Source organism: Streptomyces sp. Act143 (assembly GCF_003143935.1).
Classification (GTDB): domain Bacteria; phylum Actinomycetota; class Actinomycetes; order Streptomycetales; family Streptomycetaceae; genus Streptomyces.
In genome coordinates this window covers 4,904,068-4,917,670 of sequence record NZ_QFRX01000001.1, presented here as the reverse complement: position 1 = coordinate 4,917,670, position 13,603 = coordinate 4,904,068, and the positions used below count along the sequence as shown (strand labels likewise).

Below are 13,603 nucleotides of genomic sequence, written 5' to 3'. Positions count from 1 at the left end.
TACGACGAGCCCTCTTCGTCGTGCGACGAGCCCTCCTCGTCGTACGACGAAAAATCGCGTTGTACGCCGTATAGGAACTGTTCTACGGTGTACAGCATGTCCGCCTCCACGCCGGTCACCGTCGCTCAGGGCCACCCCCAGCGCTGGCTCATCCTCGGTGTCATCTGTCTCGCCCAGCTCACCGTCGTCCTCGACAACACCGTGCTGAACGTCGCGATCCCCTCGCTCACCCGGGAACTGGGCGCGGCCACCTCGGACATCCAGTGGATGATCAACGCCTACTCCCTGGTGCAGTCCGGGCTGCTGCTCACCGCGGGCAGCGCCGCCGACCGCTACGGCCGCAAGAAGATGCTGACAGCCGGTCTGAGCCTGTTCGGCCTCGGCTCACTCATCGCCGGACTGGCCGACAGCACGGGGCAGTTGATCGCCGCGCGGGCCGGTATGGGGGTCGGCGGCGCGCTGCTGCTGACCACCACCCTCGCCGTGGTGATGCAGATCTTCGCGCCCGAGGAGCACGCCAAGGCCATCGGCATCTGGGCCGCGGTCAACGCCCTCGGCTTCGCCTGCGGGCCGCTGCTCGGCGGCTTCATGCTGGACCACTTCTGGTGGGGCGCGATCTTCCTGATCAACCTGCCGGTCGCGGCGGTGGGCCTGGCCGCGGCGGTGACGCTGGTCCCCGAGTCCAAGAACCCGCGCGGCGACCGCCCGGACCTGCTCGGCGCGCTGCTGTCGACGATCGGCATGGCGTCCCTCGTCTTCGCGATCATCTCCGGCCCCGAACACGGCTGGACCTCGGGCCGGGTACTGCTGACCGCGGCCGTCGCGGCAGCCGTCCTGGCCGGGTTCGCGTGGTGGGAGAGCCGTATCGAACACCCCATGCTCGACCTGCACTTCTTCAAGAACCGCCGCTTCACGGGCGCCATCGCCGGCGCGGTGCTCATCACCTTCGGCATGGGCGGCTCGCTCTTCCTGCTCACCCAGCACATGCAGTTCGTCCTCGGCTACGGCCCCTTGGAGGCCGGCCTGCGCACGGCGCCGCTCGCCCTGTCGATCGTCGTCCTCAACTTCTCCGGCCTGGCGGCGGCATGGGCGACGAAGCTGGGGAACCCGGCCGCGATCGGACTGGGCATGGTGCTGATGGCGGCCGGCCTGGTGTCCATCGCGACGGTCGCCTCCGGCGGCTACGCCGGGACGCTGCTCGGCCTGCTGCTCATCGGGGCGGGGGCGGCGATCGCCAACCCGGCGATGGCCCACGCCATCATGAGCTCGATCCCGCCGGAGAAGGCGGGCATCGGGGCCGGGATCAACGGGACGGTGGCGGAGTTCGGGCAGGGGCTCGGGGTCGCGGTGCTGGGCGCTGTGCTGAGCTCGCGGTTCGCCGCGCTGATTCCGGTGGCGGCGTCCTCACTGCCGGCGGCGTTGGCCGAGGCGGGGTCGGCCGGGGAGAAGGCGCGCATCACGGAGGCGTTCTCTTCCGGGCTGGAGAGCAGTTTGCTGGTGGGGGCGGTTGCGGTGTTGGCGGGAGGACTTGTCGCTGCCGCGTTGCTGCGGAGGGCTGAGCGGGGAGAGAGCGCCCAGGGGGCCGTTTAGGCTGATCGGGATCATCAGACCTAGGAAGGTGCGCCATGGTGGAGGCGGGGCAGCGGGCGGCGCGTACCAGTGTGTGGCTCGAAGGCAAGGCACGGCGCGGCAGCCGGGGCGGTGGTCAGCCCTCCGGACTCGACCGGGACCGCATCACCTCGGCCACCGTCCGGCTCCTCGACGGCGAGGGACTGGCCAAGTTCTCCATGCGCCGTCTCGCCGCCGAGCTGAACGTCACCGCGATGTCCGTCTACTGGTACGTCGACACCAAGGATGACCTCCTCGAACTCGCCCTCGACGCCATCTACGGCGAACTGGACCTGCCCGACCCGGAGGCGGACGGCGAGGACTGGCGGGACCAGCTCCGCACCCTGGCCCGGGGCTACCGTTCCCTCCTGGTGCGGCACCCCTGGATCTCCCCGCTGGTCGGCACCTTCCTCAACATCGGCCCGAACAGCCTGGCCTCCTCCCGGGTCATCCACGGCGTCATCCGCCGCACCGGCCTGCCCGCGCACGGCCTGGCGGCGGCCATCTCCGCGGTCTTCCAGTTCGTGTACGGCTTCGGCACGATCGAGGGCCAGTTCAACGCCCGTTCCGCGCAGGTCGGCATGACCCCGGACGAGTACTTCCGGGACGCGATGAGCGCGGTGAGCCAGGCCCCGCAGACCGCCGACCTCGTCGAGGAGGCCAAGGACATCATGGCGGCGCGGGGCGGCGACACGGTCGAGGAGATGTGGGAGCGGGACTTCGACTTCGCCCTGGACCTGCTGATCGCGGGGATCGAGGCGATGGTGCAGAAGGCGGGCGGTACGGCTTAGGCCTCCGGGGAGACCAGCCGCGCCGGGAACCCGCCGGTGGCCACCGGTCCCCACTTCTCCGGCGTGATCCGGATGATCGACTTCCCCTGCTTCAGCATCGCCGCCCGGTACTCGTCCCAGTCCGGGTGCTCCCCGGCGATGTTCCGGTAGTACTCCACGAGTGGCTCGACGGAGTCGGGGGAGTCGACGACCTCGGCGGTTCCGTCGATCTGCACCCACGGCCCGTTCCAGTCGTCGCTCAGCACGACGACGCTCACCCGCTCGTCCCGCTTGGCGTTCCGCGTCTTGGCCCGCTCGGGGTAGGTCGAGACGACGATCCGCCCCGAGTCGTCGACCCCGCAGGTCAGCGGAGACGCCTGCGGGCCGCCGTCATTCCGCCGCGTGAGCAGCAGAGCCCGGTGTCGGGGCCGTACGAAGTCCAGCAACTCGTCGAGGGATACCCGGGTGTTGGTAGCGATGTTCGGTGCCATGACGCCCAGCCTAGGCCCGCCGTGTCCCCGCCTAGCCCTGCGCAGGCAGCGATTCCCCTTGCACCGCCTGAATGTCGAGCTCCACCCGCAGCGTCGTACCGATCGCCGCGATGCCCGCCTGCACGACCTGGTTGTAGTGCATGGCGAAGTCCTCCCGCCGCAGCTCGGTCGTCGCCCGGAACGCCGCCCGCGTCCCGCCCCACGGGTCGGCTCCGGTGCCGAGGTAGGCGAGGTCCAGGTCGACGGGCCGTACGACACCGTGCATGCCCAGCTCCCCGTGCACGGTCCAGCGGTCGGCCCCGGCGACCGAGATCCCGGTGGACCGGTAGGTGATCTCGGGGTGCACCTCGACGTCCAGGAAGTCCGCCGACCGCAGGTGCCCGTCGCGCATGGCGTTGCCCGTGTCGATCGAGGCGGCCCGGATCACCGCCTCCACCCGGGACTTGGTGACGTCGTCCGGCGCGATCTCGATCGTGCCGGAGAAGTCCGTGAAGCGGCCGTGCACGCTGGAGATGCCCAGGTGCTGGGCCACCGCGCCGACACTGGAGTGCGCCGGGTCGACGGTCCACGGTCCCGGCGGCGGCAGTTCGGTACCGCCCTGGCGGGCCAGGGTGACGGTGCCGACCTCTGCCCGGCCGCTCGCGGTGACGATCGCGCTCGACGCCGCGGGCGCGTAGCCGACGGCCGTGACGATGACGGTGTACGCCCCGGGCGGCAGCGGCTCGGGGTCGCGTACCGCGCCCTCCTCGTCGGCCTCCACGCGCAGCACCTGGGTGCCGGTCATGTCGGTCACCGTGACGACCGCGTGCGACACGGCCCATCCGTCCCGGGTACGGATCCTCGCGGTCAGTCCCATCTCAACAACTCCTCGCAGGAAACCGGCCCGTGGGGCACGCCTCCGCTCGGGACGCGCCCCACGGGCCGGGGTTTCTCAGTGCCTCACTCGCCGGGGTGCGCGAGCTCGATGTCGTGGCCGTCCGTCCCCCGGCCGGCCACCGTCAGGGCCGTCGCGACCGGCGGGTAGCCCGTCGCGATGACCGTGTACTCGCCGCCGTCCAGGTCGGTGAAGGCATACGCCCCGTCCGACCCGGTGGTGGCGGTGCCGACCACGTTCCCGGCCGCGTCCACGAGGGTCACCCGTGCGTCGGCCAGCGGACCGTGCGGCGCTCGTACGACGCCCTGGACCTGGGCGCCGGAGTCCAGCTCCACCTCGACGCGGGTGACGCCGGTGCCGCCGACCTCGACGGGCAGCGCGCGCGGCCGGTACCCGGCGGCGTTCACCGCGACGGTCACGGCGCCCGGCACCAGCTCGGCGAAGCCGAACTCGCCCTGCTCACCGGTGGTCCCGGTGGCCAGCAGATCACCGCGCACATCGGTGACGATCACCATGGCGTCCTTCACCGGCAGGGCGCCGTCCGAGGCCCGCACGACACCGCTCAGCCCGCTGGTGCCGCTGAGCAGGATGTCGTAGGCCACCGGCTCGCCGTTGACCACGACGGTGGACGCCTGCGGCTGGAAGCCGTCCGCGGAGGCGATCAGGACGTACGACCCGACGCTCGGCGCCTCCAGACCGTACGAACCGTCCGCCTGCGTCACCGACCGGCCCAGCTGCCGTCCCGCGAGCGAGATCAGCGTGACCGCGGCCTGCGGCACGGGCGCGGACTCGGCGCCGCGGACGTGACCGCGGACCGGGATGCCGCCGCCGGCGGCGGGCGCCTCGACGGTGGCGACGGCGGCGAGCCTCTGCGTGCCGCCGTCGGTGGCGGCGGGCTGCGTCTCGGCGGCGACGGCCCAGCTGGGAACGCGCTCCTCGGCGACGGCCTCGGCGGCGGCCGGAGCCGCGGCCTCCTCGTCAGCCGGGGCCACGGTCTCCTCGGTGGCCGGAGCGGCCTCCTGGGCCATCGCGCCCTTCGTCCGCAGCGGAACCTCCTTGATGAACAGCGAGATCAGGAAGGCGACCGCGGCCAGACCGGCGGCGATCAGGAACACGTCCGCGATGCCGTGGCCGTACGCGCTCTCCATGACCGTGCGAAGCGGCGCCGGCAGCTTGTCCATGTCCGGGATCTCGCTGGAGCCGCTCGAACCGGAGGCGAGGGAGGCGTACTTGGGGCCGAGGTCGGTCAGGCCGTCCTTGACGTAGTCGGTGATCTTGTTGGCCATCACGGCACCGAGCACCGAGACGCCCATCGCACCGCCGAGGGACCGGAAGAAGGTGACCGTGGAGGACGCCGAGCCGAGGTCCTTGGGCTCGACCTGGTTCTGCGTGCACAGCACCAGGTTCTGCATCATCATGCCGATGCCCAGCCCCAGCAGGGCCATGAAGATCGCGGTCTTCCAGTAGTCCGTGTCGTAGCGGATGGTGCCCAGCAGGCCGAGGCCCGCCGTGATGAGCACGCCACCGCTGACCAGCCAGGCCTTCCAGCGGCCGGTGCGGGTGATGAACTGCCCGGAGACGGTGGAGGAGACGAACAGCCCGCCGATCATCGGGATGGTCAGCACGCCGGACATGGTCGGCGACTCGTCGCGGGCCAGCTGGAAGTACTGGGCGAAGAAGACCGTGCCGGAGAACATCGCGGTGCCGACGAACATCGAGGCGATCGACGACAGGGTGATGGTGCGGTTGCGGAACAGCCGCAGCGGGATGAGCGGCTCGGCGGCCCTGGACTCCACGAGCACGAAGATCAGGGCGAGCGCGATCGAGCCGCCGACCATCGCGTAGGTCTGCCAGGACACCCAGTCGTACTTGTCACCGGCGAAGGTGACCCAGATCAGCAGCAGCGAGACCGCCGCCGCGACGAAGAACGCACCGGCCCAGTCGACCTTCACGTCCCGCTTCACGACCGGCAGGTGCAGGGTCTTCTGGAGCACGATCAGCGCGATCACGGCGAAGGGCACACCGACGTAGAAGCACCAGCGCCAGCCGAGCCAGGAGGTGTCGGTGATGACGCCGCCGAGCAGCGGGCCGCCGACGGTGGCGACGGCGAAGGTGGCGCCGAGGTAGCCGGAGTAGCGGCCGCGCTCGCGCGGCGAGATCATCGCCGCCATCACGATCTGCGCCAGGGCGGACAGACCGCCAACGCCGATGCCCTGCACCACCCGGAAGGTGATCAGCATGCCGGCGTTCTGGGAGAGTCCGGCCGCGGCCGATCCCAGCACATAGACGACCAGCGCTATCTGGACGAGCGCCTTCTTGCTGTAGAGGTCGGCGAGCTTGCCCCACAGGGGGGTGGAGGCCGTCATCGACAGCAGCGCGGCGGTGACGACCCAGGTGTAGGCGGACTGGCCGCCGCCGAGGTCACCGATGATCTCCGGGAGGGCGTTCGAGACGATCGTCGACGACAGGATCGCCACGAACATCCCGAGCAGCAGCCCGGAGAGCGCCTCCATGATCTGCCGGTGCGTCATGGGGGCGTGCTCCGCGCCTCCCCCGTGCTTGGCATGAGCCCGCACACCGGCTGGTGTGGTCGTTGCCATGGTCTTCCTTCTCTTAAGTGTTCGCGGGTGTACGGGTGGTCTGCGCGGACACGTCCGCGGATACGTCTACGGCTTCGGATACGTGAGGGGCGCCGCGGCAGTCGTCGAAGCTCGCCCGGAGCCGGGCCATGAGGTCGGTCAGCTGGGCCACTTCGTCGTCGCTCCAGTCGCTGAGCCGCTCGGCCAGCAGTTCGCAGGTCCGCTGCGAGAGTTTCTCCAGCTGGGCCAGGCCCGCCGGGGTGACGTGCAGGATGCGGGAGCGCTTGTCCGCCGGGTCGGGGGACCGGTCGAGCCAGCCCCGCTCGGCGAGGTGCGCCGCGTGCCGGCTGGTCACCGACATGTCCACGGCGAGCAGCTCCGAGAGCTTGCTCATGCGCATGTCCCCATGACGGGCGAGCAGCGTCAGCACGGCGGCGGAACCGCTCGGGCAGTCGGACGGCAGGATCCGTCCCATCTCCCGCTTCACGGCACCGAAGGCACTGAACTGGCGCATCAGCTCCTCGTACTGCGACTGCCCGGCCATCCCATCTCCCGTATTCGTTGCTTGGGGCAACCATAGGAGCGGTTGGTTGCTACAGGCAAATAAAACGGGGTGGATGCGCATAAAAACTTGGCAAAGGCAAGTATTGCGAACGTAAACACGCATGTGAGAGGGGCCGTATCCGGTCCCTGCCCCGCACTTGGGCCGTCACGGCGGATTCGCTAGTGTCTCGGGGCATGGCTAACACCCAGGACCCCCAGGGCAACTACGACCCCGCCGGCAGCACCCAGATGTTCCGCGCGTTCGTCGACGAGGGCCCGCAGGGCCGGCAGCAGGCGGCCGCCGCCCCCTCTTCCTCCGGCCCGCGCCTCGGCCTGATCGTCGGTGTCGTCGTGGCGGTGGCGATCGTCGCCGCCGTGGCCTGGCTGGCGCTCAAGTAGCTCCCGACGTCACGTCCAGCGGACGTCGACGTCCCGCGTCTCGACGTGCATGCCGAGCGGCACCCGCCACGCCTCGACGCACACCGTCCACGTCCGCTCCTTCCGCGTGCCGCCCGCGATCGGCGCCGGAAGGTCCACCTCCGACTCGACGGTCCCCCAGTCCACCCCGAGCGCACCGATGATGTGCGTCCCGAACCCGACGGTCCCCGAACGGACCGCGGCGTCCCCGGAGTTGTGGAAGACAAGCGTCACGTCCTCGCACCACCGCCGCTCTCCGGCCGCCCGCACCGGGTCGTCCCAGGTGAGGGCGGCGGGTGCGGTGGTACGGCTGGAGGAGGCCGTCGGGGACGGTGAACCGGACCCCGTACGACCGGACTTGACGCCGCTCGTCGGAGCACCGCTCATCGGACCACCGCCCGTCGGGCCGCCGCTCGGCGTCGCGGGTGCCGCAGGTGCCGAAGTGTCACCGGGGGCGGGGGAGTCGCCGCTGCCCGGCGTGCTCGCGCGGGGCGTGGGCTCGCCGTCCAGCGGCACCACCCGGACGCTCCCCGTCGGTCTCGCCGCCGCGGACGCGGACGGCCCGCCCGCCGCCCCGACGGCCACCCGCCCCTCACCGGTGCTCCCGCACGAGGTCAGCGCCACGCCCAGACAGACGACGGCCGCCGATGCGCCGGTCACGGCACCTCGACGGCCATACGTCCATGTCGTACGCAGCATCGGGCCATAGTGGCTGACGCCCCGTCAATTATGAAGGGGTCAGTCGGAGATCAGGCCTTCCCGCAGCTGCGCCAGCGTCCGGGTCAGCAGCCGGGAGACGTGCATCTGGGAGATGCCGACCTCCTCGCCGATCTGCGACTGGGTCATGTTGGCGAAGAAGCGCAGCATGATGATCTGCCGTTCACGGGGCGGCAGTTTGGCGAGCAGCGGCTTGAGTGACTCGCGGTACTCGACGCCCTCCAGGGCGCTGTCCTCGTAGCCGAGGCGGTCCGCGAGGGAGCCCTCGCCGCCGTCGTCCTCCGGCGCCGGTGAGTCCAGCGAGGACGCGGTGTAGGCGTTGCCGACCGCGAGGCCGTCGACGACGTCCTCCTCCGACACCCCGAGGACGGCGGCGAGTTCGGCCACGGTCGGGGAGCGGTCGAGTTTCTGCGAGAGCTCGTCGCTGGCCTTGGTGAGGGCGAGGCGCAGCTCCTGGAGGCGGCGCGGGACCCGCACCGACCACGAGGTGTCCCGGAAGAACCGCTTGATCTCGCCGACCACCGTCGGCATCGCGAACGTCGGGAACTCCACGCCTCGTTCGCAGTCGAAGCGGTCGATCGCCTTGATCAGGCCGATGGTGCCGACCTGGACGATGTCCTCCATCGGCTCGTTGCGCGAGCGGAAGCGGGCGGCGGCGTAGCGCACCAGCGGGAGGTTGAGCTCGATCAGGGTGTCCCGGACGTAGGCACGCTCGGGGCTGGTCTCGTCGAGTGCGGCGAGCCGCAGGAAGAGGGAGCGGGACAGGGTGCGGGTGTCGATGGCTCCGGAGACGGCCGGGGGAGCCGGGAGGGCCGGGGCCGGCGCGGCCTCGACAGCGGTTACGTCGTCGAGCGCGGGCGCGGACTCGCTCTTCGTGAGCGTGAGCACCTTCGAGCTGCCCTGGTCTGCGGACATGCCACCCCCTCTGGGTCGCGGGACGGTCGCGGCGAACGTTCCGTCGAAGAACGTTTGCCTTCACCTGAATACCGGAGCCGAAGCCCCGGCAAACGCGCTTCCGGCAGAATGTCACATGTCGGCAACACGCTGTAGTGACATGTCGACATGCGAGACGCGAATACGCCCTGGATAAAGGGGGTCTGACGGTTTTTTGGCGCAGAACTGTCGGGAAGAGGCCTGGTGAGCGATTCGCTCGCGCCGGTTACGCCTCGATCCTGCTTGCGAACTGCGATGTTCCGGAACGTGCGACCGTGCGCCCCTTATGCACCCGCTATGCGTCGATCCGATTGGCTGACCGCAGCCGCTGGAAGCTACGCGCGAGTAGCCGAGAAACATGCATCTGGGAGACGCCGAGTTCGGCGCTGATCTGCGACTGGGTGAGATTGCTGTAGTACCGCAGCAGCAGGATGCGCTGTTCCCGCTCGGGCAGTTGCACCAGCAGGTGCCGTACGAGATCGCGGTGCTCCACGCCGTCCAGGGCGGGGTCCTCGTAGCCGAGCCGGTCCAGCAGCCCCGGCAGTCCGTCGCCCTCCTGGGCGGCCTCCAGCGAGGTGGCGTGGTACGACCGGCCGGCCTCGATGCAGGACAGCACCTCGTCCTCGCCGATGCGCAGCCGCTCGGCGATCTCGGCGGTGGTCGGGGTGCGCCCGAAGGCGGTGGTCAGGTCCTCCGTCGCGCTGTTGACCTGCACCCACAGCTCGTGGAGCCGGCGCGGCACGTGCACGGTCCGTACGTTGTCCCGGAAGTACCGCTTGATCTCGCCGACGACCGTGGGCATCGCGAACGTCGGGAACTGCACACCCCGGTCCGGGTCGAAGCGGTCGATGGCGTTGATGAGCCCGATGGTGCCGACCTGGACGACGTCCTCCATCGGCTCGTTGCGGGAGCGGAAGCGGGCGGCGGCGTAGCGCACGAGCGGGAGGTTCGCCTCGATGAGCGCCGCCCGCACCCGGTTGTGCTCCGGCGTGCCCGGCTGGAGCCCCTTGAGCTGCCCGAAGAGCACCTGGGTGAGCGCCCGGGTGTCCGCTCCGCGGCTGCGCTGCGGGACGGTGGGGCCCGGGGTCTGGACGGGCGCCTCTTCCTGGGGCGGCGCAGTACTGGCCGACACGGTCAACGCCACCTCTTCATCGGTCTACATCGGTCAACTCATCCGTCAAAAGCGGTCATAGCATCACAAGACATGTGCACTGTGTGCAAGCACCTCATAACGCCGTGTTGAGGGAAGAGTTGGGGCACAAGACGCACGAAAGCCCCCCGCCGTTCCGGCGAGGGGCCAAACGGAGACGAGGTTCCGCTCGGTACGCGTGGTCCGCTTGGTACGCGTGGTCCGCTCAGTACGCGTAGTCCGCGATCACCCAGGTGGCGAACTCCTTCCAGAGCCCCACCCCTGCCTGGTGCGCAGGGTGCTCCAGGTAGCGCCGCAGCGCGTCCGCGTCCTCGAAGCCCGAGTTGATGGCGAAGTCGTAGGCGATGGGGCGGTCGCTGAAGTTCCAGCCCAGTTCCCAGAACCGGATCTCGTCGATCGTCCCCTCCAGCGCCCGGAAGGCCTCGACGCCCTTCACGACGCGCGGGTCGTCGCGCTGGACGCCCTCGTTGAGCTTGAAGAGGACGAGATGGCGGATCATGAGCACTCCTGGATACGGCTTACTGCGCCCCGTCGGCGAGCCAGGTGAAGAAGTCGCCGATGGCCTTGGCGGCGTCCGATATGCCCTCGAACCCTATCTGGACGTAGTCGGCGGCCTTGGCCGGGTCCGTGATGATCACGTACAGCACGAAGACCACGAGCACATAGACGGCGGCCTTCTTCGAATTCACCGCCATCGCGGCCTCCCCCGTGACTGTGGTGCTCTCTGGGACTGGTGTGCCGGCGGCGAGTGTAACTTCACGTCGTATTTAAGGACCAACGACCTTCGGGGTCAGGCCTTTTGCCGGGCCGTGCGGGCCGGTGCCGGGCGCAGGATGGAGGGGAGCCCGGCGGATCTGGCAGGAATCCCCGGGCGGGACGGACCCCACTGCGGGGTGCGCGCCACGCTTGCCTCGTGAGCGGCGCGTACTTGTGGGTCCGGACCTCGTCGGGGGAAGCGGCTTGTCCCCCCGTAGGCCGCTTCCCCCGCCCTCAATCTTCTCTCCGGCCTCTCTTCGGACCCTCACCACCCGGCTCCCGGTACGCACGAAGGACCCCGTCTTTCGACGGGGCCCTTCTCAAGCGGTAGCGGAGGGATTTGAACCCTCGGTGACTTGCGCCACACTCGCTTTCGAGGCGAGCTCCTTCGGCCGCTCGGACACGCTACCGAGGGAGACCTTACAGCAAGGTGGGGCGTGCTCCGAAATCGGTATCCGGGATCGCTCAGCGGGAGCGGAAGAACTCCGTGAGCGGCGCCGCGCACTCATGCGCCAGGACGCCCTCGATGACCTCGGGGCGGTGGTTGAGGCGGCGGTCGCGGACGACGTCCCAGAGGGAGCCGGCCGCCCCGGCCTTCTCGTCGCGGGCGCCGTAGACGACCCGCTCCACCCGGGACTGCACCAGGGCGCCCGCGCACATCGTGCAGGGTTCCAGGGTGACGACCAGCGTGCAGCCGGTCAGCCGCCACTCGCCGAGCCGTGCTGCCGCCCGGCGGATCGCGAGGACCTCCGCGTGGGCGGTCGGGTCGCCGACCGCCTCGCGTTCGTTGTGACCGGAGCCGAGGACGGTGGTGCCGTCCGGGGCCAGCACGACCGCCCCCACGGGAACGTCCGCACCGGCCTTTCCGGCCTCGTCCAGGGCGAGCCGCATCGCGGCCCGCCAGCGGTCGCGTACCGGGTCCGGGGACCCTGCCGGGGTGTCCCCGGTCAGCGGACGGTCTCCAGGACCTCCGAGGCACCCAGGGCCTCGGCGATCTCGGTGAGCGCGTCCTCCGACAGGGCCTTCAGCTCCTTCTGGCTGACGCCCAGGTCGTCGAGGATCTCGGCGTCGCCGACCGGACCGTGCGGCACGGCCTCGGCGGAGCCGCCGCCCTCGCTGTCGTCGTCCTCGTCCTCGCCGTCCTCGGTGCCGTCGAGGTCGAGGGAGTCCAGGTCGGCGTCGTCGTCGCCGGGCTCCTTTCCGAGCAGTTCGTCGGTGAGCAGGATCTCGCCGTAACTGCTGCGGGCAGCGGCGGCGGCGTCCGAGACGTAGATACGGGGGTCGTCCTCGCCGTCGATCCGGACGACGCCGAACCAGGCGTCCTCCTGCTCGATGAGCACCAGCACCGTGTCGTCCTCGGGCGAGGCTTCACGGGCCAGTTCGGCCAGATCCGACAGGGTCTCCACATCGTCGAGCTCTGTGTCGCTCGCTTCCCACCCGTCTTCGGTGCGCGCGAGCAGTGCGGCGAAGTACACCGTGACTCTCCCACTGGTCATAGGCGTGCCGGTTGGGGGTCCCCCCGGCGGAGGTGTCTGGGCGGGGAGGCTTGCGCTCCGAGCCCCGCCCACTCGGAATCGTGGCAGAAACGGAGCGTTCAGGGGACGTCTTCGGCTCCCTGTGTCCGCCCGTTTTGATCGTCCACCAGCGGGATCGTACGCGGCTCGCGGCGCCGCGCATGCATCAGGCGGCTCAAGAACGCCCCAAGCCCCACCGGCGGAAGGCCCTCAAGCCCCACCGGCGGAAGGTCCCCCCCAAGCCCTACGGGCGGAAGGTCCCCGAGCCCCAACGGGCGGAAGGCCCCCGAGTCCTACCAGCGGAAGGTGCGCATGCGCATCGCGTGGCGCAGCCGGGCAGCCTTGGCCCGCCGCGGCTGGACGCGGTCACGCAGCTCGCGGGCCTCGGCGAGATCCCGCAGGAACTGGGCGCGTCGTCGACGGCGCTCGGCGTCGGTCTCCTGTTGTGGCTCCTGCTCCGGCATAGGCACACCACCCCGTCACGTCCCTCCCACTTTCCCTCTGACGGGCGGTTTGATGCCAGCGCACGGGTGAAGCGAGGTTTGGGGATCGACGGGACGCCGGGCCCAGCGGGCCCGGTTACTGTTGTGGACATGCGTCTCCACGTCGTCGACCACCCCCTGGTCGCCCACAAGCTCACCACGCTGCGCGACCAGCGCACCGACTCCGCGACCTTCCGCCGTCTCGCCGACGAGCTGGTCACCCTCCTCGCCTACGAGGCCACGCGCGACGTGCGCACCGAGCAGGTCGACATCAACACGCCGGTCGCCCGGACGACCGGCGTGAAGCTGTCCTACCCGCGCCCCCTGGTCGTCCCGATCCTCCGGGCCGGCCTCGGCATGCTCGACGGCATGGTCCGGCTGCTGCCGACCGCCGAGGTGGGCTTCCTGGGCATGATCCGCAACGAGGAGACGCTGGAGGCGTCCACGTACGCCACGCGCATGCCGGAGGACCTCTCCGGGCGCCAGGTGTACGTCCTCGACCCGATGCTGGCCACCGGCGGCACCCTGGTCGCGGCGATCCGTGAGCTGATCAAGCGCGGCGCGGACGATGTCACGGCGGTGGTGCTGCTGGCCGCGCCCGAGGGCGTGGAGCTCATGGAGCGCGAGCTGGCGGGGACGCCGGTGACGGTGGTGACGGCGGCGGTCGACGACCACCTCAACGAGCAGGGGTACATCGTGCCGGGCCTGGGGGACGCGGGCGATCGCCTCTACGGAGCCGCTGAGTAGGACGCCCCAAGGGGGGCGGGAA

Annotated in this window: 16 protein-coding genes and 1 tRNA gene; 4 read left to right on the top strand and 13 right to left on the bottom strand. The window is 70.4% G+C overall.

Annotated elements, in window-relative coordinates:
• Nucleotides 1-96 precede the first annotated feature (96 nt).
• A complete protein-coding gene (locus DI272_RS22235) occupies nt 97-1,590 on the top strand; it encodes an MFS transporter (protein WP_109500976.1) in 1,494 nt (497 codons plus the stop codon).
• A 35-nt stretch (nt 1,591-1,625) separates the two neighbouring features.
• Nucleotides 1,626-2,399 carry a TetR/AcrR family transcriptional regulator gene (locus DI272_RS22230; RefSeq protein WP_109497049.1) on the top strand — a complete coding sequence of 258 codons (774 nt, stop codon included), beginning with the start codon at nt 1,626-1,628 and terminating at the stop codon, nt 2,397-2,399.
• Here the strand turns inward: DI272_RS22230 and DI272_RS22225 are convergent.
• From DI272_RS22225 to DI272_RS22210, 4 genes are all read right to left on the bottom strand, one after another.
• Nucleotides 2,396-2,869, bottom strand: a complete 474-nt coding sequence (locus tag DI272_RS22225) for a PPOX class F420-dependent oxidoreductase (protein WP_109497048.1) — start codon at nt 2,867-2,869, stop codon at nt 2,396-2,398. The two genes, DI272_RS22230 and DI272_RS22225, sit on opposite strands and share 4 nt — an antisense overlap.
• 31 nt (nt 2,870-2,900) lie before the next feature.
• Nucleotides 2,901-3,725: a YceI family protein gene (locus tag DI272_RS22220; RefSeq protein ID WP_109497047.1), complete on the bottom strand. Its 825-nt coding sequence runs from the start codon at nt 3,723-3,725 to the stop codon at nt 2,901-2,903.
• An 83-nt stretch (nt 3,726-3,808) separates the two neighbouring features.
• Nucleotides 3,809-6,343: an MFS transporter gene (locus DI272_RS22215; RefSeq protein ID WP_109497046.1), complete on the bottom strand. Its 2,535-nt coding sequence runs from the start codon at nt 6,341-6,343 to the stop codon at nt 3,809-3,811.
• Between the two features lie 13 nt (nt 6,344-6,356).
• On the bottom strand, nt 6,357-6,866 hold the full coding sequence (locus DI272_RS22210) for a MarR family winged helix-turn-helix transcriptional regulator (RefSeq protein ID WP_109497045.1): 510 nt from the start codon (nt 6,864-6,866) through the stop codon (nt 6,357-6,359).
• Nucleotides 6,867-7,060: 194 nt separating this feature from the next.
• Here DI272_RS22210 and DI272_RS22205 point away from each other — a divergent pair, with 194 nt between their 5' ends.
• Nucleotides 7,061-7,264 (top strand): hypothetical protein, encoded by a 204-nt coding sequence (locus DI272_RS22205; protein WP_181387278.1) that lies wholly within the window; start codon nt 7,061-7,063, stop codon nt 7,262-7,264.
• Nucleotides 7,265-7,273: 9 nt separating this feature from the next.
• Here the strand turns inward: DI272_RS22205 and DI272_RS22200 are convergent, their stop codons facing one another.
• From DI272_RS22200 to DI272_RS44580, 9 genes are all read right to left on the bottom strand, one after another.
• The gene (locus DI272_RS22200; RefSeq protein WP_309221666.1) at nt 7,274-7,942 is read right to left on the bottom strand and encodes a hypothetical protein; all 669 of its coding nucleotides are present in this window, start codon (nt 7,940-7,942) and stop codon (nt 7,274-7,276) included.
• A 78-nt stretch (nt 7,943-8,020) separates the two neighbouring features.
• On the bottom strand, nt 8,021-8,914 hold the full coding sequence (locus tag DI272_RS22195; RefSeq protein WP_109497042.1) for an RNA polymerase sigma factor SigF: 894 nt from the start codon (nt 8,912-8,914) through the stop codon (nt 8,021-8,023).
• Between the two features lie 313 nt (nt 8,915-9,227).
• Nucleotides 9,228-10,076, bottom strand: a complete 849-nt coding sequence (locus DI272_RS22190; protein ID WP_109497041.1) for an RNA polymerase sigma factor SigF — start codon at nt 10,074-10,076, stop codon at nt 9,228-9,230.
• 211 nt (nt 10,077-10,287) lie between these two features.
• Nucleotides 10,288-10,581 carry a Dabb family protein gene (locus DI272_RS22185; protein WP_109497040.1) on the bottom strand — a complete coding sequence of 98 codons (294 nt, stop codon included), beginning with the start codon at nt 10,579-10,581 and terminating at the stop codon, nt 10,288-10,290.
• A gap of 19 nt (nt 10,582-10,600) precedes the next feature.
• A complete protein-coding gene (locus tag DI272_RS44585) occupies nt 10,601-10,777 on the bottom strand; it encodes a hypothetical protein (RefSeq protein ID WP_181387277.1) in 177 nt (58 codons plus the stop codon).
• A 386-nt stretch (nt 10,778-11,163) separates the two neighbouring features.
• A tRNA-Ser gene (locus DI272_RS22180) sits at nt 11,164-11,248 on the bottom strand.
• Between the two features lie 55 nt (nt 11,249-11,303).
• Entirely contained in the window at nt 11,304-11,729 is a 426-nt protein-coding gene (gene tadA / locus DI272_RS22175; RefSeq protein WP_258314629.1) for a tRNA adenosine(34) deaminase TadA, read from the bottom strand.
• 56 nt (nt 11,730-11,785) lie between these two features.
• Nucleotides 11,786-12,313 (bottom strand): hypothetical protein, encoded by a 528-nt coding sequence (locus DI272_RS22170; protein WP_109497038.1) that lies wholly within the window; start codon nt 12,311-12,313, stop codon nt 11,786-11,788.
• Between the two features lie 332 nt (nt 12,314-12,645).
• Nucleotides 12,646-12,816: a hypothetical protein gene (locus DI272_RS44580; RefSeq protein ID WP_181387276.1), complete on the bottom strand. Its 171-nt coding sequence runs from the start codon at nt 12,814-12,816 to the stop codon at nt 12,646-12,648.
• 129 nt (nt 12,817-12,945) lie between these two features.
• Between DI272_RS44580 and upp the strand changes: the two genes are divergently transcribed.
• Nucleotides 12,946-13,581, top strand: a complete 636-nt coding sequence (upp, locus tag DI272_RS22165; protein ID WP_109500975.1) for a uracil phosphoribosyltransferase — start codon at nt 12,946-12,948, stop codon at nt 13,579-13,581.
• The last annotated feature ends 22 nt before the right edge of the window (nt 13,582-13,603 follow it).